The sequence below is a fragment of the Pseudoalteromonas rubra genome (genome assembly GCF_000238295.3).
Taxonomy (GTDB): Bacteria; Pseudomonadota; Gammaproteobacteria; order Enterobacterales; family Alteromonadaceae; genus Pseudoalteromonas; species Pseudoalteromonas rubra.
Genome location: NZ_AHCD03000032.1, coordinates 124427 through 146971, shown reverse-complemented (window position 1 = coordinate 146971; position 22545 = coordinate 124427). Strand labels below are relative to the sequence as shown.

Genomic DNA, 22545 nt, shown 5'->3' with positions numbered 1-22545 from the left:
TAGATATCACTTAGTTGAGACTTCAATGTTTGTGTGAGTCGCCTATTTGACTCACACAAACTAAATGGAGACTAATTAAAATTAGAAAAGGAATGAAATATAAGCTTAGCGCGCAAATGGATCGGCGTTAATTTTGTCAACATACCACTCGCCTTTGCGTCTTATAAGCTGGACGCTGCGCATATCGTCTACCTGCTCTCCGTGCAACATACCAGTAAAAATTAAATTGATACGGGCTTCGTTGCCGTACTGTTCACGTAAACTCTGATTCGTCATATCCACTTCAATGGTCACTTGATCGTATTGCATGTTTACCAGATTCCTGGCGAATTGTGATGGCGTGCCATAGGAGCGCATGATCCTGCCCATACGCGGCGTTGAGCGGCTTAGCGCCAGCTCCATGTCTTTCTTATTATACAATGCGTCAAAAAACACTGTTGCTGCGTATCCAGGGGTATTTTTGTCCCCACGCGCAGAGTCATCATCACCACAACCGGATAGCATCAATAGGATTACAATTGAAAAAGTAAGTAATAATTTCATCTTAGTAGTAATTCAGGTGAATATGACTTTAGTTTGTCTTCTAATCGGCGTTTTGTAAAGTATCGGTCGGCAAAATACAGGCTGAATGATGAGGAACTGCTCTGGATTAGGGGAAATAGATAAACAGTTGCGGCATTTTGCCGCAACTGTTTGAAAGTTAACTTACTCAATATCACATTTTAGAGTTCCGCCACCTGTTCGGTAGCAAATTTCTCGTGTATATAGCAATAGGTCTTGTGGTAATACGTCTTTAATTAGCTTGGTTTGCGTGTCACCGTCATAACATTTTATGTCTTTGTTACTTACCAGGCAGGTGAGAGAGCCGTTTGCCAGTACTTTATGTACGGTCGCATTAGCCGCAAGCAGATCAGTCAGTTCTGTGCCCCGGCTACCCCAGCACTGCCAGCTGGCATCGCTTAGCTGGGCACATACATTATTTCCGTCGACAGCGTTAAGCTTTGTCGCAAGCAATTGTGCAGGCACGTTTTTCACCGGGTTATCGCCCTTGGCATTACAAACTATAGTACCATAATTGCCAAGTAAGCAGGCATAGTCACCCCTGGTGATCATTTGTTTCAGCTCCACAGGTGCGGTCAGAGTAAGGTACTGACCAAAACCGCCTTCACGGCAGGATTCAAACGCGCCATCCGTTACTTTACAAGTATAGTCATCACCTCGGACAGTGTGGTTGCTCTCAAATCTCAGTTCAACGTCGCTATGATCGCTCTGATCATGCTCATCTGTGGCATGAAGTTCGATTGTCAGGGTACGCTCGGCCTCGCCGTTGTATTTGACAGATGCGCTGGTATCCGACACTTGCTTAATGGTTACGTCATCATCCGTATTCTGTGCCTGCCAGTAACTGGGCATATCTTGTTTATTATTCAGGTGGAATACCTGCCCAAAGACTTGTGCTTCGCTGCCCACAATATAGGTCTCTTCTACGCCAGCATAGGGGACGACAATGGCATTATGAGCCGTGCCAAGAATCATACTCTCACGCACAATATCACCGGCTTTAGCTGTGATTTTGATGACAGTCAGGCCTTTACGAGTAATCGTTTTTTTGTGCAAGTCCAGTGTTAACCCCTGGCCTTCGAGAGACCACTCAAGCTCATCATAAGGGTCGTAGTCAGTGCTTGAGACGGTTACTTCTTCGATATCAACATCGCCATTAAATGCCAGGTCTAACGTTGCAGGGACATCCGGGTAAATAGAAAATTCGCCGGGATCTCTGACGATCATCAGGGTTTTAGCTGCTGTGCTACTGACGTAGGTGAAATTAGCAAAGGTAGAGTGTTCGGTACCATCTTTGAGCTTCACTTTGTATTCAATTTGTCGTGACGTTTGAATGGTGTCTTCATCTGGAATGGTAATCACGAGTTTATTATTCGCTTTTTCCAGTAAGTCATCGTTAAAATCCTGAATAATCCATGAAGCAGTTTCAATATCATCGAAATTAGTTAAGTTTGAATCTACCGTGATTGTTTGTCCTGGCACTGCGAACGAGCGGTCCATAGTGAGCTCAAGGCCCTGCAGGTCGGTGACGTTTTGCACGACAACGGATGTCTGAGCTGTTTTTTCAACGTTGCCTTCCATTGTGACAGTGAGCTGAAGCGTAAAGGTCCTGTTTTCACTTACTTCCGGGGCCCTAAAAGTATAGGCAGCTTTGCCCTGAGTTTGTTGAGAAGGTTGAGGCGTGCCTTGCCATTGCCACTCATAGCTGATTATGTCACCGGTACTGGCCGTTGTTGCTTGAATTGTCAGCGAATTTTTCTCATTCACAATAACCTGCTCAGGCAAGCTGACACTGAGTGATGGCTCAGATTCCGGTGTCAGTGTGACTTTGATGGTTTTAGACACAACTTCATCACTGGTGGTAATTTCGAAGATAATATCAAATTCTTGAGTTTGCGTGACCTCAGGTAATTCAATGCTGAAAGTACTTTGTCCCGCGCGGGTGTCATGATTCGACTGGGTATCCGTATTAGTCAATTCAAAATCGTCGCTTCGCCAGTCAATTTTTTCTATCCTGGATGTCATGGCGAAGGTTGCTGTTATAGATGCTTGACCACCGCCTGTTAGCGTCAGCGTGTCAGCCAGCTCAATGTGTCCGGCTGTGGACTTGGGCATCACGGTCACCTGCCAGGTTTTGCGTGTCTGGTTGTTGTGACTGTCTGTGGCAGTGTAGGTTAAGGTAACTTGTGTTTGCTCGTCGACGTCCGGGAAAGTTACATGATGTACGCCGTTAGCTGCATCGATAAACTTAACACCGGCAAGGGAACTGGTCCACGCACCGGTTACCGAATCGTTCTCTGGATCTGTCACTGTGGTAGTAAGAGATAAGATATCGCCTGAGTTGACCAGGGTATTGCCTTCCAGGCTGACGCTGGGTGCCTGGTTGACGACTTGTTGTGTATTGTCTGTTGATGGTGATTTATTGTCGTTATTAGAAGAACCGCCACAGGCGGCTAGAACCCCAAAAGTGGAGAGCAGCAGATAGTTCCGCATTATTCATTCCTTTTATTGCGTTTTCATTTCATCATGCAGAGTACAACAAAAAGGTGCTATTTTGGAAACACTTATTTGTGAGATTGTGTATTTTAATTCATCAACAAAATTATACGAATAGCGATGAACCGAAGCGAAAATAAAAGCCCGATACGGGATCGGGCTTAGTTGGTTGGGTAGAACTAAGATTATAAACTGTTAGCTTTGCTGCAATGTTTCCTTGCCAGTATCCGGCTTTTTAATGCGTTTGATGAGGTGCTTGAGATCTTCCAGTGCCACGTATTGACAAGGGATCAGGATCAGCGTGATCACGGTCGCAAACAACACACCAAATGCCAAAGAGACTGCCATAGGTATCACAATTTGTGCCTGCAGGCTGGTTTCCAGAAGAATGGGAACCAGGCCGATAAAGGTTGTCAGAGAAGTCAATAAAATGGCTCTGAAGCGTTTGCAACCTGCCTCAACAACGGCTTCCTTGATCGTCATCCCTTGCTCTCGCGCCTTGTTGACAAAGTCGACCATGACCAGTGAATCATTCACCACCACACCTGCGACTGCTATGATGCCAAAGAAAGACAAGCTGCTCATAGTCATACCGAGCACCATGTGGCCAAACACGGCACCTACAACACCAAATGGGATGACAGACATAATCAGAATCGGTTGAGAGTATGAGCGCAGTGGGATCGCCAGTAGCGCAAATATGATCATCAAAGACAGTGCAAAGTCGCGAATTTGCTCAGCTACACTGTCCATTTCTTCCTGAATACGGCCGGCAACACTGCTGCTTACACCCGGGTAGTTCTGTAACAGTGAAGGTAAATACTCATCTCGGATCTCTTCAGCAATTTTGAATGGCTCTGCCTGATCTGTGTCGACCGATGCCCAGACATTGATAGTCCGTTTCGCATTTTCGCGACGGATGCGATTGACCCCCTCGACCAGGTTGATATCGGCAATTTCACCCAATGGGACTTCTGCACCGCTAGGCGTAATGATCCGGACTGACTGAATGTCACTGATGGTATTACGCTGCTCTTGCGGGTAGCGGATCATGACTTTGATCTCTTCACCACGGCGCAGGATCCGTTGTGCTTCAAGACCGTAGTAGCTAAAGTTGACCTGAGACGCTACGTCAGCCAGAGTGAGGCCCATGCTATAGGCCAGCGGCTTAAGTTCGAGCTGCACTTCTTCTGTGCTTGATTGCATGGAATCATTGACATCACCCACACCGGCAATGGTACGCAACTTCTCCTTGAGCTTGCCTGCGACTTCTTGCAATGTTTTTTTGTCTTTGCCTTCCAGGCGGAAGCTGATATCCCCATCATCCCGGCCACCATTCATAATGCTGTCCTGAATATTCAAGGATTTTACCCCTGGCAGTGGAGGCATGTTTTCTCGCCAGAGTGCACTCAGGGCAAAGGTGTCGATAGGGCGCTTATGAGGTTCAACTAAAATGGCCATGATTGATGCTGTGGTTCTGCCGCGCAGATTCACAGACAGGTCTTTTATCATGTTCGCACCATATTGCGCTTCAATCTGCTTCTCTACATCCAGAATAACCTGCTCCACTTTTTTGGCCGTAGCCAACGTTGCGGACTCGGGCGATGACAGGTTCATATCTATGGTGATACGAGGGAAGTCATGGGGGATTTTAGGGTTCGCTACAAACTTCACCAGGCCACCTGCGAACATGCCGCCGCTGACAATGATGATTGACAGGAAAGCGACGATCACAGTGTAACGGTAATGTATACAGCGTTCGATAAAGGGACGGTAAAGATTCTCAATGAAATTTTTAAGTGCGCCATCAATGATAGCTCTGGCGCGGTGCAATGGATTTTTAGGGTTATCCGGGCGGTCTTTCATCGCAGCCAAATGCGCTGGCAGGATAAGCTTAGACTCAACCAGAGAAAACAGCAGGCACAAAATAATCACGCCACCAATGGCTTTGGAGAATGCGGCGGCAGGTCCGGTTGCAAAGGTTTGTGGCAAAAATGCGGCGACTGTGGTTAATACCCCAAAGGTCGCGGGAATGGCAACACGCTTGACCCCTCGCACTACGTTATCCAGGCTGTGACCATGTTTTTCAATTTCAGCATGGGCTGATTCGCCAACGACAATCGCATCATCGACCACGATGCCCAGCACCAGAATGAAAGCAAATAAAGAGGCGAGGTTAATCGTGACATCCAGCATGCCCATTGGCATGAATAAGAACGCCCCTAAAAACGACACAGGTAACCCCATCATGACCCAAAAAGCCAGGCGAACGCGTAAAAACAGGGCCAGCATGAGCATGACCAGGATACCGCCCCACAACATGTTTTCTACCATCATGTTGAGGCGGCCCTCAAGGTAATAAGTGAGATCGATGAAGGGTTCAAGCTCAACTCCCTGAGGTAGTTGTGTTGCTTTGTCAGCCAGGTAAGCTTTCATCACCTGCGCGACTTTTGTGATATCTTGATCTTTTGACGCTCTTACTTCGAATACCAATGAATTTCTGCCGTTGTAGCGAGAGTACAAGAGGCCCTCTTCAAAGCCATCTGTGACAGTCGCAACATCGCCCAGTTTGATCTGTGCGCCGTCAGCAAGCGTTAACAGCGGGAGTTGCTCAAACTCATGTCCGCGATAGGCCTGATTTTCAACTCGCATTGATATATAACCGTTGTCTGAGCGGATCTGACCTGCCGACATATTGGCTGAGAAGTTCTTAACCGCCTCTGAAATGTCTCTGAATGTCAGACCATATTCACGCAGTCTATCTGGGCTAATCTCAATGCTGATCTCATAATTCAGGCCACCATTGAAACCGACCAGGTTAACGCCGGGCAGGGCAAGCATTTCGTCGTGTATTTCATTTCCCAGTTGTTTCAGCTGGTGGAAGTTCATTTCGCCATTAAGTGACAAAAACATCACTTCTTGCTCAAATTTATCGCGTCGGACGATTGGACGTTCCATGCCAGCCGGAAAGGTTGAAATAGAGTCGACCTGCATTTTTACTTCGTCCAGCACTTCCTGCGGGTCATATTTTTCTTCGACTTCGATCCAGGTTTGCGAGAAGCCCCGGTTAGAATAGGTGATCAGGCGTTTGATCCCTTCAAGCCCTTCCATAGACTCTTCAACTTTAATGGTGATCCCTTCTTCAACTTCTTGCGGCGCAGCGCCAGGGTAAACGGCCTGAACACTCAACCAGTTGTTTTCAAACTGGGGAAACATCTGCTTGCGTATGGTAAAAGCACTGAGCAAGCCGCCCACCAGGATAAAAATCATCAGCAGGTTTGCAGCAACCGGATTGCGGGCAAACCAAGCTATTAAGCCTTTTTCACGTGTGCCTTGCATAGATTACTCCTCCTTTAAAGCCAGTTGTGTCTCTGCGGCAATCACTGGCGATGCATCAAGGCGTAATTGCATTCCTTCCGTTGGATATTCCAACGCAGAGGTAATGAGCTGTTGCCCATCGCTCAGGCCTTCTGTGGCCACCGCATATCCGTCTACTTCGCGAATAATGGTGACGGGCTTAAAAGTGAGTTGTTGGTTCTGGTCAAGTAACGCGACCTTGCCTTCGCGTATCAAATGACGTGGGATCCTTACCGCATTGCTGACCGACACACCTTCTATCTGTGCATTCAGGTAAGTGCCAAAACGCAGCGGCTGGCTTGGGCTATCATAGGGCGCAGCAACCTGAGCAACCAAATAGGTCATGCGACTTTTATTATCGACAACACCTTCGCTGCGCACAATTGTGCCTTGCCAGGATACAGTTTGCCCTGCGACTTTGGCTGATAATGTCACGCTAGCGTCCAGACCATTGTTATGAAGGTATCTCAGTTCATGGTCGGCAACGGGTAGGCGGATTTCTGCAACGGATATTGCGTTCAGGACACCCAAAGTACTGCCGGGGTTAACAACACTGCCAAGGCTCAATGAACGATTGGTGATAATGGCATCATAAGGCGCCTTGATGTAGGTGCGCTCGAGGTTACGTTTTGCACGTTTGACACTGGCCTGAGCTGCTTTGAAACGCGCCAGCTTTTCTGCTAGCTGAGGCTTGCGCAGATAAAGCTCAGAGGGAATGGTCGAGTGTGCATTGTCTTTGATACGTTGCCATTCTGTTTTGGCGACATGGGCCTGGGCTTGTTCAATTTCCAGTGCAGAATGCGCCTGAGCCAGGCTGGCTTCGGCTTCAATCAACGCCGCTTCATAATCATTGGGATCAATGCGCGCCAGGGTTTCTCCCTGGTGAACAAATCCGCCTTTGACAAATTTGTCTGACAGTTCAATCAATTGGCCACTGACCTGAGCGACCAGTTCAGTGCTGTACTTAGGGGTGACGAGCCCGTAAGAATCGACCAGCAGTTGCATCGGGGCCATATCAATCGGTTGTACTTCAACCAGCGGATGAATGACTTTTTCAGGTTTTTCTTCGGGCGGTTGCTTCATTGCAGAAAATGCAAAAGCGGTGGCCAGGCCACCGAGTAGCACCGCAACGGGTAATAGGATTTGTTTTTTACTAGCCACGAGTTATTCCTTCCATCAATAACGGTTGAATTGATTTCTCTAACCTGGTTAAGGATACGCGAACAGATGTGTCTAGGTGTTTTAATCATTTCAAATAATGTAACAAGGCATTGCAATCATGTCTGATTGCTTACCTATTGACTGTGGGTTTAGTGTTTTCATCCATGGATTGGCGTATAATCGCGAGCTTTGTTCGTTAAATTCAAATTATGAAGGGTCTGATGGAGTGTCGTTTGGGTTGTGGTGCATGTTGCATAGCACCAAGTATCAGTTCGCCAATTCCGGGAATGCCGCAGGGCAAGCCTGCGGGAGAGCGGTGTGTACAACTGGATGATGATAATCTGTGTAAGTTGTTTGGCGATCCCAGTCGGCCCAAAGTTTGTGGCGACTTCGTGCCCTGTGAAGATGTATGTGGGACAGATAATGCGCATGCCATGTGGCTGATCACTGAGCTTGAGCAGTGCACTTAAAGCTATCATAAACAAAAGAGAGTCAATTCGGGGAATAACTCAAACCAACCCTGAAATGTTTTACATTTGCTATTCAGCGCCCCCAATAACAAGCTATTTCTTGTAATCACTGAGAATTAGGCGCCTCAGGGGAGCAACCTAAGTATGTGGTATGGTATTGGCAGGTAAACCGTCTACTTTTTCTTCTTCTCGCAAGGTTAATACTTCAAATCCTGTCGGGGTTACCAAGAGTGTGTGCTCTGCCTGAGCTGATAAGGCACGGTCTCTTGTTACCACAGTCCAGCCATCTTTGAGCGTTTTGACCCTGTGGCTACCCTGATTAAGCATCGGCTCGATGGTGAAGGTCATGCCGGGTATGAGTTTCAGTCCGGTACCAGGGCGTCCAAAATGCAGCACTTCAGGTGCTTCGTGCATTTCAGTGCCTATTCCGTGGCCGCAATATTCTCTTACAACGCTCAACCCTTTTAGCCGTGCAAACTCTCCAATTGCATGGCCGATATCGCCTAGTGTTGCGCCAGGCTTTACTTGATTGATACCACGCCACAGTGCTTTGACAGTATTGTTAACCAGCGCCCGGGCTGCATCACTGGCATTTGGCATCACATACATTTTGCTGGAATCAGCAATGTAACCTTGATGTTTAAGGGTGATATCGATATTCAGAATGTCTCTGCTATCAATGAGATGTTTTGCGTTTGGCATGCCGTGACAGACGACTTCATTCATTGACGTGTTGATTGAGTAGGGGTATCCATACTGACCCTTACTCGCTGGAGTAGCACCGAGCACATCTACAATATAATACTCAACGAATTCATCCAGTTGTAGCGTTGTAACGCCTGGTTTTACTTGCTCGTCCAGGGCTTTAAAGACTTGAGCTAACATGGCCCCTGACTCCCGCATAAGCGAGATAGCAGCATTATTTTTGATCGTGACCTGAGTCAATGGCGTCATTCCTTGTGTGATTAAGTTGTTGTCTTATCAATTGGGCAAAGGTCATATCAGGATTCAGTTCGGCCAGTCGGCCCATTTTGATCCAAAACTCTGCCTGTGCATTGATTGAGCGTGACATGACCTGACTGGCCTGTCGTAGCTCTTCGTGTAATTCTTCAGAAATTTTAACGATACCCATACTGTATGTGTTATATATATAATTCGTATGTGAATCATATATGCATGTATGGAGAAGATGCAAATTATTTTTGTCAACAGGGCATTAGCAGTCATCGCTGTGGGCTCAATAAAGCACTCAGACATAGTGTCTTAAGGTGTTCTTGCAGGTATTCGCAATGAAAATGACGTTGTGCTTGTTGGTAGTTATTTCAGGTGCCAGCATCTGACCGTTTTCTTGAGAGAGCGCTATTTTTCATTCAGTTTGATGCGGTCATGCATGTACAGTTCTTTTTCTTTATGCCTGAAATGAGTTTGTCTGCTGGCGTTGATCACTTAATTGAAATAGTACCCGGCAGTAATATCACAGATGGGAAAACTGTCTGCCTGTTCCAGGTTGATGGCGACTTTACTTAAGTGCATCAGTTGTCTCATTCATCGGCGCGCTCAAACCTCGCTAAACAAGTACACTATGGTTGAGATAAAGCGGATGAAGGGGCTGCTGAGGTGAGAGCCTGCGACATAAAAAACGCCCGACTCTGAGGGAGTCGGGCTTAGGGAAAGGCTCAATTTTGGAGCCATGCGCTAACTTAAAAACACCTTCTAATTACAAGGGAGAAGTAGAAAGTCATTTAAGTGTAGCTAAGGCTTCATAAAATTTACAAACATTTGAAATATTAATTACTTTATCAAAAACAATGTGTTACTTACATATAAATGAATGGTCTTAAAATTATCAAAAACTTTTGTTCAGGTTATACCCAAGTTATTAACTGACCATTTAGTACCAGATCGCGTGGTAGCTTGTTTTTGATTTTGGCTTTCTGCCACTTGCCGAGCCCGACTGGTGCGCCGCATAGTGTAAGTAACACCTCACCCTGTGCGGGACCTGGGGGATCAAGGCGGATATCCTGTCCCTGAAAGTATGCTTTTGCTTGCGCGGGATCTAACTCAAACACATTACTTGTTGCAAGGTGACCGAGGCAGGTAGCAAACTCGTGCTCAAGTTTGACACCGTTTTTGTGGGTAGTGGCGACTTTAATGCCAATCCGCGAGTATTTAATTTTTTCCTGCAGTGTTTCCATGTGTTGAGGAAATAACCATAATTCTTTGTCTCGACTCATCAGTGTGCCAGGCAAAGATTTGACCCCAAACTGTTGCTTAATACTTGTCTCAAATGCTTGCTGGTCTTTTTTGGTAGTGGGCGAAAAGGGAAAATGTCCTTTTTTTGTCTTTTGCTGTGGATGCTCGACACTGCCTGTTTTTTTGAATTTGGCAATAAAAAAACCTTCGCTATCGTAGATTTGCGGCCAGACATGTAAGTAGCCTTGTGCCGTAGCGGCTTTGTTAGCATCCGGAAACAGGCTACTAAGCGGTACTATTTCAACGTACTCTGAGAAGGTCTTGAGCAGGTGGTCGCAAATCTGCTGGTTTTCTACTGGTGTTAGGGTACAGGTTGAATACACTAGAGTGCCGCCGGGTTTCAAGGCCATAAAGGCACTGTGGATCAGTGTTTTTTGTACCTCGGCGATGTCCTGGTTCGATGCCAGTGACCAGTTCTTAAGCGCATCAGGGTCTTTGCGCACAGTCCCTTCTCCAGAGCAGGGGGCATCCAATAATATATGATCAAAACTTTCATACATATAATCACCAAACACCTGACCATCAAAGTGCGACAGTGCGCAGTTGGCTACGCCCATACGCTTCAGCGTAGCGGCCAGTGTCTTTAACCGCGAAGAGGAGAGTTCATTAGCAATCAGAATCCCCTGATTTTCCATTAAAGCGGCCAACTGTGACGTTTTTGATCCTGGCGCTGCGGCCATATCCAGTACATGCTCTCCCGGGGTCAAAGAGGTGGCCAGCGCCATAGGTGGCAGCATAGAGCTTGCTTCTTGAACGTAGATACAGCCACTCAGGTGCAGAGCAGTATTACCGATAGGCAGGTTGGCTTCTTCTTCTGCTGGGCGGGTTAGCCAGTAGCCCTGCTCGCACCAGGGAATAGGCTCAATGTGCCAGTTTAGTTGCGCAGCCTGATGTTCAAATTCTTGCAGCGACATCTTTAGGGTATTAACACGGACAGCGCGCCGCAGGCCGGTGCGACAGCTGGCAATAAAGTCATCCATCGTCAGGTGTGCCGGTAGGTAGCTGGCGACATCTGCAATAAAATCATCGGGAATATAAGTTTTGTTGTCCAAAGTCAGTATCTCTTGCACTTTTAGCGACTAGTTTACCACTAATTGACATCACACGGGGATAGACTGACCCTAAGAGGCTATATTCCTCGTAGCAAGGCAATGCTTTGCCATTTATCTTGAATATATGGAAAAACATATATAATATATTTCGCATATTTGGTTTGGAGGATGAAGGCTTGTCCTGAAACGCTCCAGAGTCGATCCGGTGTAATTAAAAAGGTAATTCACATGACAATCAAAGTAGGTATCAATGGATTTGGACGTATGGGCAGATTGACCATGCGGGCATTATGGCAATCAGCAGACATAGAAATTGTAAGCATTAACGACCCAGGCGGTGACGCGCATACGCTGGCGCATCTGATGAACTTTGACTCAGTACATGGTAAGTGGCAATTCGAAGCGCAAGCCAGTGATGCTGGCACTATGGTGATTGCAGATAAACATATTACCGTGACGCAGCAAAAACAGATCGAAAGCATTGACTGGTCTGGTTGTGATTTGGTCATCGAAGCCAGTGGCAAAATGAAAACCAAAGAGAAGCTGGCTGGCTACTTTGAGCAGGGCGTCAAACAGGTCGTGGTAACAGCACCGGTAAAAGAAGAGGGTGTACTGAATGTTGTGATGGGCGTAAACCAACAGCTATTCGAAGCTGAGTCTCACCCCATCGTGACGGCTGCATCGTGCACGACTAACTGTCTTGCACCCGTTGTTAAAGTGTTGCAGGACAACATTGGTATTAAACATGGATCAATGACCACAATTCACGACATCACTAATACTCAGACCATTATTGATGCGCCACATAAAGATCTGCGCAGAGCACGCGCTTGTGGCACAAGCTTAATTCCTACTACGACTGGATCGGCAACCGCCATTACTCATATATTTCCAGAACTGAAAGGGAAGCTGAATGGTCACGCTGTGCGTGTGCCGCTGACAAATGCGTCGATCACTGACTGCGTATTCGAAGTAAATCGCGAAACGACCGTTGAAGAAATCAATAGCTGGATGGAGCAAGCTGCACAGGGAGAGCTGGCTGGTATTCTGGGCTATGAAACTCGCCCTTTGGTATCTATCGACTATAAAACGGACCCACGCAGCGCCATCATTGATGCTTTGTCTACTATGGTTGTGAATGGGACCCAGGTTAAGCTTTATGTTTGGTATGATAATGAATGGGGCTATGCAAATCGCACCGCTGATCTTGTGCGTTACGTGATTGCTCAGCGTTGGGGATAAAAGCGTGTTGCAGCAGTTATCCGCGCCAATAAAGCAGTACCTGGTAATTACCGGTAATTACTGGTCGTTTACCCTGACCGACGGTGCACTGAGAATGCTGGTGGTGCTCTACTTCCATCAGCTGGGTTACAGTCCGCTCGCCATTGCTTCCTTATTTTTGCTTTATGAAGTATTTGGTGTAGTGACTAACCTGGTTGGTGGCTGGTTGGGTGCCAGGATGGGCCTGAACAAAACCATGAATGTCGGCCTGTTTTTGCAAATTGTCGCGTTGCTGATGCTGGCCGTGGACCCACAGTGGTTAAGTATTGCCTATGTTATGGTTGCGCAGGCTTTATCAGGCATTGCGAAAGACCTCAATAAGATGAGCGCTAAAAGCGCCATTAAGTTGCTGGTGCCTAAAGAGCATGATGGGGTCTTGTTTAAATGGGTTGCAATCCTGACTGGCTCGAAGAACGCACTTAAAGGGGTTGGGTTCTTTATGGGGGGCTTGCTGCTGACCCAGCTAGGGTTCCAGGGAGCATTGTGGTTTATGAGTGCGATGCTACTGGTAACCTGGTTACTCAGCCTGGTACTGCTGAAGCAGGAGCTGGGCAAGAAGAAACATAAGCCAAAATTTTCTGAGATGTTTTCGACCAGCAAACAAGTCAACTGGCTATCAGGTGCAAGACTGTTCTTGTTTGCCTCCAGAGATGTTTGGTTCGTAGTGGCATTGCCGGTTTATCTGGCCAGCGTGTTCGGCTGGGACCACTGGTGGGTTGGTGGGTTTATGGCTTGCTGGGTCATAGCGTATGGGCTAGTTCAGGCAAATGCGCCTAAATTGTTGGGCAAGCGGCGCTCTAATACCCAACAGGCATTTATCTGGGTGGCTACGCTTTGCTTGCTGCCTGCGCTTATCGCATTGGCGTTGTGGTATAAGTGGTATATTCAGATTTCTATTATTGCGGGTCTGTTGATATTTGGTGCGGTGTTCGCCGTTAATTCTTCTTTGCACAGTTTTTTGATAGTGCACTTTGCGGATGAAGACGGGGTATCGATGGATGTCGGATTCTACTACATGGCCAATGCTATGGGGCGCCTGGCCGGCACAGTCTTATCAGGACTTGCTTACCAGTATGGTGGCCTGATTAGTTGTTTGTTGATTTCCAGTGTGTTGCTTGTGCTAGCGACGATACTTACCTACGGATTGCAACGCCACACCAGATAAGTAACGCTCCAAAATAGCGTAAGCCAACTGAACCTAGCCAGTTGGCTTACGCGACAAGCGATGGAATACTGGTTATGGCAACTTGAAGCTGGCCGTAATTTGTTTCAGTTTTCTTGATTGCTTGTCCAGGTCCAGACTTGCACTGGCAACCTGATCGGCCCCGGCTGCGTTATCCAATGCCGCTTGTTTAATCGCATCAATGTTGTAACTGATCTCTTCAGTCGTCGAGGTCTGTTGTTGTGCTTCCTGCGCAATGCGTCGGGCACTTACTGATATCTCCTGGATCTGTGTAACGCTTTTGTGCAGGCTTTGGGCACTCTCATTGGTGGCTGAGATAGAGGCCTGTGCGACTTCGGAAGATTGATGCATTTTATCAACGGCCCGAGTGGTTGCCCCTTGTAACTCCAGGATCATGGTTTCAATATCGCCAGTAGATTGCTGAGTTTTGTGCGCCAGCTGACGTACTTCGTCTGCGACGACAGCAAAGCCTCGGCCATGCTCACCTGCACGAGCAGCTTCGATAGCGGCATTTAATGCAAGCAGATTTGTTTGCTCGGTAATTGCCTGGATCACTTCTATGACTTTGCCGATATTTTGGGCACCAGATTCAACGTTCTTGATTGCACGTTCAGAATCACTAATGACCTGATCTAAGGTGCTCATCTTAGAAACGCACTGTGCCAAAGTATGACTGGCGGCGTCTGTACTTTCCTCTGCCCTGACACTGAGCATAGCAACCTGATTAGCGCTGCTGGCAACGCTTTCAATGGATTGAGCTGTTGCACTGATAGCGAGCGCTACTTGCTCTATATTCGCATGTTGCTCTTGTAAGCTGGTATTGGCCTGCTCGCTGGCAGCACTGGTCTGGCTGGCTGTGACAGCAAGCTGAGAAGTTGTTTCACTGATAGTCCCAATCACACCCGTGAGGTAACTGGTCATTTGTCGCATCGCACCATATACACCAGTAACATTGGTATCCTGGCTGAAATCCTGGCGCAAATCACCTGAGGCGATGCGTTCACTGATATCGCGCATCATGCTGGGTTCCCCGCCAAGTGGACGTAAAACAGAATTGGCTATTAACCAGGTGGCAATGCTGATTGCGATAATTGCAATTCCGCCAATTATCGCAATAAACCAATATAGTTGATAAATTGGTGCAAATGCCTCCGCTTTATCAATTTCGCTCAATAATACCCAGTTCAGGTTTTCGAACTGAAAGGGCATATAGGCAGACAAGACCGGGTTGCCGTTGTAATCAATGATCAATTTGGTTTCAGAGAACCCTTGCAAACCACGCCTGACCGCGTAGGTATCAACCCCGTTTCGGACAACTGAACCTGCAAAGCTCGCTGTCACACTGTGTGCAGTGGGGTCGAGATATGAATCAGAGCGCATTCTTAAATCTGAGCCGACCAGATAAGATTCACCAGTTTTACCCATACCATCGCGTTGTTGCATGATGTCGTTGATGGTATCAATGGCGATTTGCAAAGCAATAATTGAATGTGTTCGTCCGTTAATCTGGATAGGGACACCTATGAACGCGGCTGGTTCATTGTTGCTGGGGGCATACTGTTGGTAGTCAGTAATAGAAAACTGCTTACCGTTGAGTGCATTGCGAAACAACTGTGCCAGTCCGGAGTCTCGATAGGGCCCAGATCTCAGATTGGTTTTATAATCGCTTTCCTGTGCGACGGTGTAACCAATAAAGCCATCGGTGTCTATGATGAATAAGTCGTAAAACCCTTTCTGTTCAATAAAGTGTTTAAACAAAGCATGGTTTTTATGCGCTAATTGAGCTGAAGTCGAATGTACTTCAGTACTGGCGATTTGTTGCCATTGTGCGGCAATCAGACTCAGGTCTGCCTTGCGTGCCTGAAAGTAATCGTCGATTTGGCGATGTTTAATATGTTTGATTGAGGTCAGCTGATTATAAGCTTGACGTTCCAACGCATCGGATGCGGTCATTAAGGATGTGATTGCCATAAATGCGGCGGGCAGTAAGCCGACCAGCAAGAATGAAATCAACAAACGTAGTTTGGTGGACATGGTGTACCTGACTTTAGGTTGTTTTGCTAATTGCAATTAAAAATGATTATCATCACATATTGTAAACAAAAATCCCTTTAGTGGGAACTCTGATGGGCAAAAAGTTAAAAAAAAGAAACTAAATTCTTATTTTTGTATCGGTATTTTGCTGTTTACACCGCTGTGTGGGATTGTATGGCAGGGGTCTGCGTTGTCGGATCCGGATGCCGGTGCATCCGGAACACCTAAAACCAATTTCATTTAATACGTGTTCAATTCAAAGGCGTAAATATATCACTATCGGCGTTAAGAATTTCTCATTTGGAACCTTAAACATAGGTTCACAAATTTTAGCCTCGCCTATAGAGATGTAGGTACCTCAGCGATAGCAGGACGAGGGAGCGATGCTATCGCCCCTATTTTCTTGCCTAAGAATAGAACACTTAACTAAGCAAATTGGTATGATTTAGCTAAGCTCAATAGCCTGGATCTGAACGACTGGTTCGTCCTCATCCTGTGCCGTGCTTTGTGGCGCGTCAGGGAATTGTGGTTTATCGAGCGCAATGTCCCCGCCATCAATGATGTCGTCTTTTTGTAAACCCTGGAAATCAAACATAGCATGATCGGCAAGATGAGAAGGAACAACATTTTGCATAGCGGTAAAAATACTTTCAACTCTGCCTGGATGAGAGTTATTCCACTCGTTAAGCATTGCTTTGACATGCTTACGCTGCAGGTTTTCTTGTGAGCCACATAGATTACAGGGAATGATGGGGAAAGCCTGGCTTTGCGCATACTGTGCGATATCGGCTTCTTTGCAATAGGCCAGAGGACGTATCACCATATGCTGACCATCATCACTCATCAGCTTAGGAGGCATGCCTTTTAACTTGCCACCGTAAAACATGTTGAGGAACATGGTTTCAATCATATCGTCTCTGTGATGACCCAGCGCTATTTTAGTCGCACCCATTTCTTTTGCCGTGCGGTACAAGATACCACGGCGCAGGCGTGAACACAGCGAGCAGGTGGTTTTACCCTCTGGGATCTTATCTTTTACGATTGAATAGGTGTCTTCCTCAACAATCTTATACTCAATGCCGAGGGTATCCAGATATTCAGGTAAGATATGCTCAGGGAAGCCGGGTTGCTTCTGATCCAGGTTAATGGCAAATACATCGAACTTGATAGGGGCAACACGCTGAAGGTGTTGTAGAACGTCCAGCAGGGTATAACTATCTTTACCGCCAGACAGACAAACCATGACGCGATCACCCTCTTCGATCATATTAAAATCGCCAACAGCCTGACCGGCCAGCCTTCTTAAGCGTTTTTGCAACTTGTTAAGGCTATATGCTTGCTTTGCTTCTTGTGAGTGAGACACTCGCCCCCCTATGTAAAAATGACGGCAAAAATAAATAAGGGCGCATTATACCGCCAGACCAGTAAACTGCAATATTAGCGGTGTGAATACACGCAGGCTTAGAGGGGGAGGGGATCGGCACTTGACTCCGTGCCGATCTGAGTGATTGACTTATTGTGCGAGTGGGCTTGTGTAACCATCCGGTTTCAGTGCCAGTACGTCACAGTCCAGGCTATCAATTACGTGTTCTGCGGTATTACCGACGAGTGCAGCGCTGAGACCCGTTCGTCCGACGGTGCCGATCACAACCAATTCGGTATTTTTCTCTTTGGCAATATGAGGGATCACATCTTCAGGAAGTCCTTCTTTTATCACACATTGCGAGTCGCTTAACCCAAAACGCTGTGCCAGGGCCCAGGTTTCCTCTTCATGATGCTTCTTGACTGCCTCATTATATTGAGACGGATTAAATTCAGGTATCTCAATGGCAATATTCACTGGCGTTGCCGGGTAGGTATTGACCAGGCTTAAAGAGGCGTTAGCAAGCTCACACAAAAATTGTGCATCTTTGATGATACGATGGTTTAGCGCCTGATGTTGCTCGTCATCACTCACCGCATTGACTGCTGCAAGTATTTCCCCTTTTTCTGGCCAGGCATGATCTTTGACTAACAATACCGGAGCCGGACATTTTCTGATTAGGTGCCAGTCTGTCGGTGTGAAAATCACAGATTTAAGTGTGTCATGTTGATGGGTGGCTTTGATAACGAGATCAAACTCGTGCTCGAGTACCGTTTTGATGATGGCTTCATAAGGTCGGTTATGCCAAACCACTTTGGTTTCTATATCAATATTTTGATAGCCACTGGTGAGTTCTGAGATCCAGGCCTCGCGATCTTTAATCACGGCTTCTCTCATCGCTTCACGCTCTTCTCGCGATAACATCGTCGTCATCTCGTAAGAGAAGTCATAAATTGATAAAAAAGCGGTGATTTTAGCACCAGTTTTTTGCGCCAGACTGATAGAACGATCCAGGCTGTTCTGTTGTTGTTTGGTCGGATCTATGACGGTGAGAATGCGTTTGATTTGTTCCATAATGGGCTCCTTAATCTTGCAAGGACGATTTCATCTCTGTATACAGTGTAATCTAAATCGTCCCGGGATAAAGAAAAAGTGAGCCGTTAATTGCCTCAGATCAAAGCGCAATTGCCGCCGCTTTAGCCAGTTCATCAATATCCAGAATAGTAATGAATTTACCTTCTACTTTGATGATTTCTGCCTTCTGGAAGCGACTTAACAGACGACTGATGGTTTCGACGGTCAATCCGAGATAATTGCCTATTTCGCCTCGTGTCATGGTGAAACGGAACTCTTTGCGAGAGAAACCGCGCTCGCCGAAACGATTAGACAGGTTGTAGATGAAGGTTGCCAGGCGCTCTTCAGCGGTCTTTTTGTTGAGCAACAGCAACATTTCCTGATCATAGTTGATTTCACTGCTCATCAGGCGCATGATCTGTTGTCTGAGTTTAGGCAGTTTGCCGGCTAGCTCATCTAGAGTGTCAAAGGGGATTTCACACACCATGGAGGTTTCCAGAGCTTGTGCGAAGCTCTGATGCTGCATCTTATTGATGGCATCAAAGCCTACCAAGTCTCCAGCCAGATGGAACCCTGTGATTTGTTCGTCACCTTGCTCTGAAATGGTGTAGGATTTAAACGACCCGGAACGTACAGCAAAAATTGAGTTGAGTTCGCTACCGGACTCGAACAAAAAGTCCCCTTTGTGAAGGGGTTTTTTACGCTCGATGATTTCATCCAGCTTGTCCATTTCGCTACCATTTAGAGAAAAGGGCAGGCATAGTTGGCTGATGCTGCAGTTATTACAGCTGATTGTACATTGACTTTTTGAACGATTACTTAAATCCATAACAAATCCGTTATTTATGACGCACGTTAATGATACTCTATTAGATGTGGTCATTTTTTAATACTTGAACTTTACGATATCTGGTGCCCAGATATACCATCTATTAGTTGGGTTTTAGGCACTAAATATTGAAGAGCCAAACCGCGCATTGATCATTTTAGGTCAAAAAGCTCCCATTTCTCGACCAAAACAGATGACTCTCATCTAATAGTATTACTGGCTCTAGATTAATGTACTAGTTTATCCGTTGCAATGATTAGTAGATAAAAGCCATACCAAATAAAAATATTGCCTAACGCAATCCGTGTCGCTTTATGATTTAAAAACGTGCTAAGCATTTGAGCGGATTGTCCCACCGCCAGCATGGCAGGAAAAGTACCGAGTGCAAAGGCCGCCATTATGAGGGCGCCACTTAAGCTGCTGCTTGCTTGCAGGCTCCAGGTCAGGGCGGAATAGACCAACCCGCATGGCAGCCAACCCCATAATGCACCATATGCTAATGCTTTGGTTTTTCTATCAATAGGGAGCAAATACTTGTTGAGCTGAACAAGGCGTTGCCACAGCAACCACTTGCCAGCTTTTTCCAGCCAGTTGAGCGTCGCTGCCAGGCGCATAACATAAATACCAACCAGCAGCATAAAAACACCGCTCAGCACATTCAGCGTATTTGCAAACAATGTACTTTGCTTGGCAAATGCAGCACCCAGCCCGGCAACCAGTGCACCGGCCACCATGTAACTGCCTAACCTGCCCAGGTTGTATAGTAGTGCGGTTACAAAGGGGGACTGTTTGGTCTGGGCGAGCTGCAGACTTGATGCAATCCCACCACACATGACCAAACAGTGGCCACTGCCGACCAAGCCCATGATAAAGGCGCTAAACAGACTTATCTCGGTCATTGCTTTTATTGTGTTGCTCTTTGTCGTCTTCGAACAGGATGCTGTGTCCTTGCTTATTTAGATCAGAAAACTGCTCGCTTTTGACGGCCCAAAAAAAGACCCCAATTGCGATGATGACAAATAAAATCGCGATAGGAATAAGGATATAAATAATACTCATAGCTTCAATAACCTCAAAGAGTTAGTGATCACCAGAATTGAGCTCGCAGACATACCAATGACAGCTACCCAAGGGGGGACTAGTCCCATTGCAGCGAGTGGCAAGATTGAACCATTATAACAAAGTGACAAAGTGAGGTTTTGTTTTATCACTGTCTTGGTTTTTTTAGCGACCAAATGCAAGGTTTGTAGCGACTTCAGGTCGCTGTTAAGGAGTACTACATCGGCGGTATTTTTCGAAATATCAGCACCCGTTTCCATTGCGATGGATAAATGTGCGCTGTTAAATACCGGGCTATCGTTTACACCATCGCCAACCATGCCAACGATATGTTGCTGTGCAGACCAGGATTCGACCTGCTGTTGTTTATCTTGCGGAGAGCAGGCATTTTTGTAGGTATCTAATCCCAGCTCCAAAGCCAGGTCTTTTACTGCATTTGAACTGTCTCCGCTTAGCAAGTGGCAGCTCAGGCCCTGACTCTGGGCATATTGGATTATCTCGGGCGCGCTGTGTCGCACTTTATCTGCCAGATAAAAATCGGCGATTGGTTGGTCATCCACAAACAACGTTGCCTGAGCAAAAGAGCTGTGATTGCCAAACCAGGCTGATTTACCAATGGCTACGCGCTGCTGATTAAAACCGGCTTTTACGCCGCTTCCCGTGATGACTTCAACGTCACTTAACTGCCGCGGAGAAACCACCTGTTCGGTAAATGCTTTGGCGATAGGGTGCTCAGAGTAACGTTCCAGAGCAACGGCCATTGCCATCACATCGGATTCTTGCCAGCTTTTGTCAAGTATGCTGATTGATTCGATAGAGAAACGTCCTTCGGTAAGAGTACCAGTTTTGTCAAACGCCATTCTGGTCAGCTTAGGCACAGTTTCAAGTACATGGCTTTCTTTAATCAGGATCCCTTTACGGGTCAGTGTTGCTACGGCACATGTTAATGCTGTCGGAATTGCCAAACTGAGTGCACAAGGGCAAGTTGCAACTAGCACGGAAATGGTAACCCAAAAAGCGTGGGGGGGATCTATCTGGTACCAGGCAACCGCTGTGATTGAGGCGAAAATCAATAAGCAGGCGACAAACCACTGTGCCACTTTATCTGTGACTTCGACGATTTTCGGGCGCTTTGTCAGAGCATTATGTTGTAGCTTTATGATTTGATTAAGTAGCGTATTCTGACCAACTTTGTTGATTTCAATAGTGATCACGCCATCATGGTTGATGGTGCCGGCATAGACCTGATGAGTTTGATATTTTTTCACAGGTAAGTGTTCACCCGTCATCATCGATTCGTCAACGGTCGTAGAGCCAGAGATTAATACGCCATCAGCCGGGATGGTTTCACCGGGCTTGATCATAATCTGATCGCTTAGCTGCAAGCTTTTAGCAGCAACGATTTTTTGTTCGCCATCGGGCAATAATTTACGCGCGGTCAGCGGTAACAGTTTTTGCAAGTTCGCAGTAAATTCGCTGGCCTTCAGCCTGGCCCGAAACTCCAGATATTTACCGAGCAAAAGCAAAAAGGTAAACATACAAATGGATTCAAAGTAGACTTCGCCCACAGACATCACCGTGGCATAGCAGCTCGCAGCGTATGCACCAAAGATGGCCAGTGAGACGGGCAGATCCATATTAAGCTGTTTGGCTTTGAGCCCTTTAATAGCATTGGTCAGAAATGGCATGGCCGAGTAGAAGATCACCGGGGAGGCTAAAAACAAACTGATCCATCGGAAATACTGCTCGAAATTGTCTTCCATACCGGAAAACATGCCAAAGTACATGGCAAACGCAAACATCATGACTTGCATGGTCATGAGGCCCGCAACACCTAGCCGGCGTAAATAGGCTTTAGCGACAGTTTGCTTTTGCGCGGCTTCGTCGTCGGCCTGAAAAGGGTAGGCCTTGTAGCCAATTTGATGCAGTGACTTAATAATATCACTCAGTTTACACTGCTTTGGGTGCCACAAAATCATGGCTCGGTGTGTTGATGTGTTGACGTCAACCCGCGCAACGCCTTTCAGTCCAAGTAACTGTTTTTCAATGAGCCAGGCGCAGGCCGCGCAGCTAATACCTTCGACACTGAGTAATACTTCCTGCAACTCGCCTTGCTGACTGACGAAGTCTTGCTGTATTTCGGCATTGTCATAACTCAACAGCTCTTTTAGCTGTTCCGGAACCAGCTCTTCGACTTTACCTGCACTGTCGGTTCGAAATTTGTAATAGTCGCTCATGCCCTGAGCTAGAATGGTTTCGGCAACCGCCTGACAGCCAGTGCAGCAGACAGGCTGCGGCTGGCCTTCAAATTGTACGTGAGCAGAAAACCCCGGCGGTACGGGCTCCAGACAATGAAAACAACTGGTTGTCAT

Annotated in this window: 18 protein-coding genes; 4 read left to right on the top strand and 14 right to left on the bottom strand. The window is 46.7% G+C overall.

The features are described from left to right. Window positions 1-105: 105 nt before the first annotated feature. From PRUB_RS08840 to PRUB_RS08825, 4 genes are all read right to left on the bottom strand, one after another. Window positions 106-543 carry a hypothetical protein gene (locus PRUB_RS08840; RefSeq protein ID WP_010385465.1) on the bottom strand — a complete coding sequence of 146 codons (438 nt, stop codon included), beginning with the start codon at window positions 541-543 and terminating at the stop codon, window positions 106-108. A gap of 162 nt (window positions 544-705) precedes the next feature. Beyond that, window positions 706-3054, bottom strand: coding sequence for a PKD domain-containing protein (locus tag PRUB_RS08835; RefSeq protein ID WP_010385464.1), 2349 nt, complete (start codon window positions 3052-3054; stop codon window positions 706-708). A gap of 198 nt (window positions 3055-3252) precedes the next feature. After that, window positions 3253-6396, bottom strand: coding sequence for an efflux RND transporter permease subunit (locus PRUB_RS08830; protein WP_010385463.1), 3144 nt, complete (start codon window positions 6394-6396; stop codon window positions 3253-3255). Between the two features lie 3 nt (window positions 6397-6399). Beyond that, complete coding sequence (locus PRUB_RS08825) at window positions 6400-7575, bottom strand: efflux RND transporter periplasmic adaptor subunit (protein WP_010385462.1); 1176 nt, start codon at window positions 7573-7575, stop codon at window positions 6400-6402. A gap of 221 nt (window positions 7576-7796) precedes the next feature. On the opposite strand from PRUB_RS08825, the gene PRUB_RS08820 reads away from it, so the two are divergent. Further along, window positions 7797-8045, top strand: a complete 249-nt coding sequence (locus PRUB_RS08820) for a zinc/iron-chelating domain-containing protein (RefSeq protein ID WP_010385461.1) — start codon at window positions 7797-7799, stop codon at window positions 8043-8045. A gap of 138 nt (window positions 8046-8183) precedes the next feature. On the opposite strand, the gene map is transcribed toward PRUB_RS08820, so the two are convergent. Both map and PRUB_RS08810 read right to left on the bottom strand, forming a co-directional pair. Next, entirely contained in the window at window positions 8184-8999 is an 816-nt protein-coding gene (map, locus tag PRUB_RS08815; RefSeq protein ID WP_198452340.1) for a type I methionyl aminopeptidase, read from the bottom strand. Next, the gene (locus PRUB_RS08810) at window positions 8965-9177 is read right to left on the bottom strand and encodes a ParD-like family protein (protein ID WP_010385459.1); all 213 of its coding nucleotides are present in this window, start codon (window positions 9175-9177) and stop codon (window positions 8965-8967) included. Before PRUB_RS08810 ends, map begins: the two co-directional genes overlap by 35 nt. 194 nt (window positions 9178-9371) lie before the next feature. On the opposite strand from PRUB_RS08810, the gene PRUB_RS08805 reads away from it, so the two are divergent. Continuing rightward, window positions 9372-9572 carry a hypothetical protein gene (locus PRUB_RS08805; protein WP_010385458.1) on the top strand — a complete coding sequence of 67 codons (201 nt, stop codon included), beginning with the start codon at window positions 9372-9374 and terminating at the stop codon, window positions 9570-9572. 338 nt (window positions 9573-9910) lie between these two features. Here PRUB_RS08805 and rsmF read toward each other — a convergent pair whose 3' ends face one another. Continuing rightward, on the bottom strand, window positions 9911-11350 hold the full coding sequence (gene rsmF, locus PRUB_RS08800) for a 16S rRNA (cytosine(1407)-C(5))-methyltransferase RsmF (RefSeq protein WP_040645007.1): 1440 nt from the start codon (window positions 11348-11350) through the stop codon (window positions 9911-9913). 228 nt (window positions 11351-11578) lie between these two features. Between rsmF and PRUB_RS08795 the strand changes: the two genes are divergently transcribed. Together PRUB_RS08795 and arsJ are read left to right on the top strand one after the other, a co-directional pair. Further along, complete coding sequence (locus PRUB_RS08795) at window positions 11579-12592, top strand: ArsJ-associated glyceraldehyde-3-phosphate dehydrogenase (RefSeq protein WP_010385456.1); 1014 nt, start codon at window positions 11579-11581, stop codon at window positions 12590-12592. A 4-nt stretch (window positions 12593-12596) separates the two neighbouring features. Beyond that, a complete protein-coding gene (gene arsJ, locus PRUB_RS08790; protein ID WP_010385455.1) occupies window positions 12597-13796 on the top strand; it encodes an organoarsenical effux MFS transporter ArsJ in 1200 nt (399 codons plus the stop codon). Window positions 13797-13868: 72 nt separating this feature from the next. On the opposite strand, the gene PRUB_RS08785 is transcribed toward arsJ, so the two are convergent. The 7 genes from PRUB_RS08785 to PRUB_RS08755 all read right to left on the bottom strand — a co-directional run bounded on the left by PRUB_RS08785 (window position 13869) and on the right by PRUB_RS08755 (window position 22545). Next, complete coding sequence (locus PRUB_RS08785) at window positions 13869-15848, bottom strand: methyl-accepting chemotaxis protein (RefSeq protein WP_010385454.1); 1980 nt, start codon at window positions 15846-15848, stop codon at window positions 13869-13871. A gap of 445 nt (window positions 15849-16293) precedes the next feature. After that, window positions 16294-17211, bottom strand: coding sequence for a tRNA 2-thiocytidine(32) synthetase TtcA (gene ttcA / locus PRUB_RS08780; protein ID WP_010385453.1), 918 nt, complete (start codon window positions 17209-17211; stop codon window positions 16294-16296). 150 nt (window positions 17212-17361) lie between these two features. Then, entirely contained in the window at window positions 17362-18285 is a 924-nt protein-coding gene (gene uspE / locus PRUB_RS08775) for a universal stress protein UspE (protein ID WP_010385452.1), read from the bottom strand. 100 nt (window positions 18286-18385) lie between these two features. Continuing rightward, on the bottom strand, window positions 18386-19114 hold the full coding sequence (locus PRUB_RS08770) for an FNR family transcription factor (protein ID WP_010385451.1): 729 nt from the start codon (window positions 19112-19114) through the stop codon (window positions 18386-18388). Between the two features lie 227 nt (window positions 19115-19341). Beyond that, the gene (locus PRUB_RS08765; RefSeq protein ID WP_010385449.1) at window positions 19342-20013 is read right to left on the bottom strand and encodes a sulfite exporter TauE/SafE family protein; all 672 of its coding nucleotides are present in this window, start codon (window positions 20011-20013) and stop codon (window positions 19342-19344) included. Further along, complete coding sequence (gene ccoS / locus PRUB_RS08760) at window positions 19991-20173, bottom strand: cbb3-type cytochrome oxidase assembly protein CcoS (protein WP_010385448.1); 183 nt, start codon at window positions 20171-20173, stop codon at window positions 19991-19993. The genes PRUB_RS08765 and ccoS overlap by 23 nt, the downstream gene beginning before the upstream one ends. Continuing rightward, the gene (locus tag PRUB_RS08755; RefSeq protein WP_010385446.1) at window positions 20170-22545 is read right to left on the bottom strand and encodes a heavy metal translocating P-type ATPase; all 2376 of its coding nucleotides are present in this window, start codon (window positions 22543-22545) and stop codon (window positions 20170-20172) included. Before PRUB_RS08755 ends, ccoS begins: the two co-directional genes overlap by 4 nt.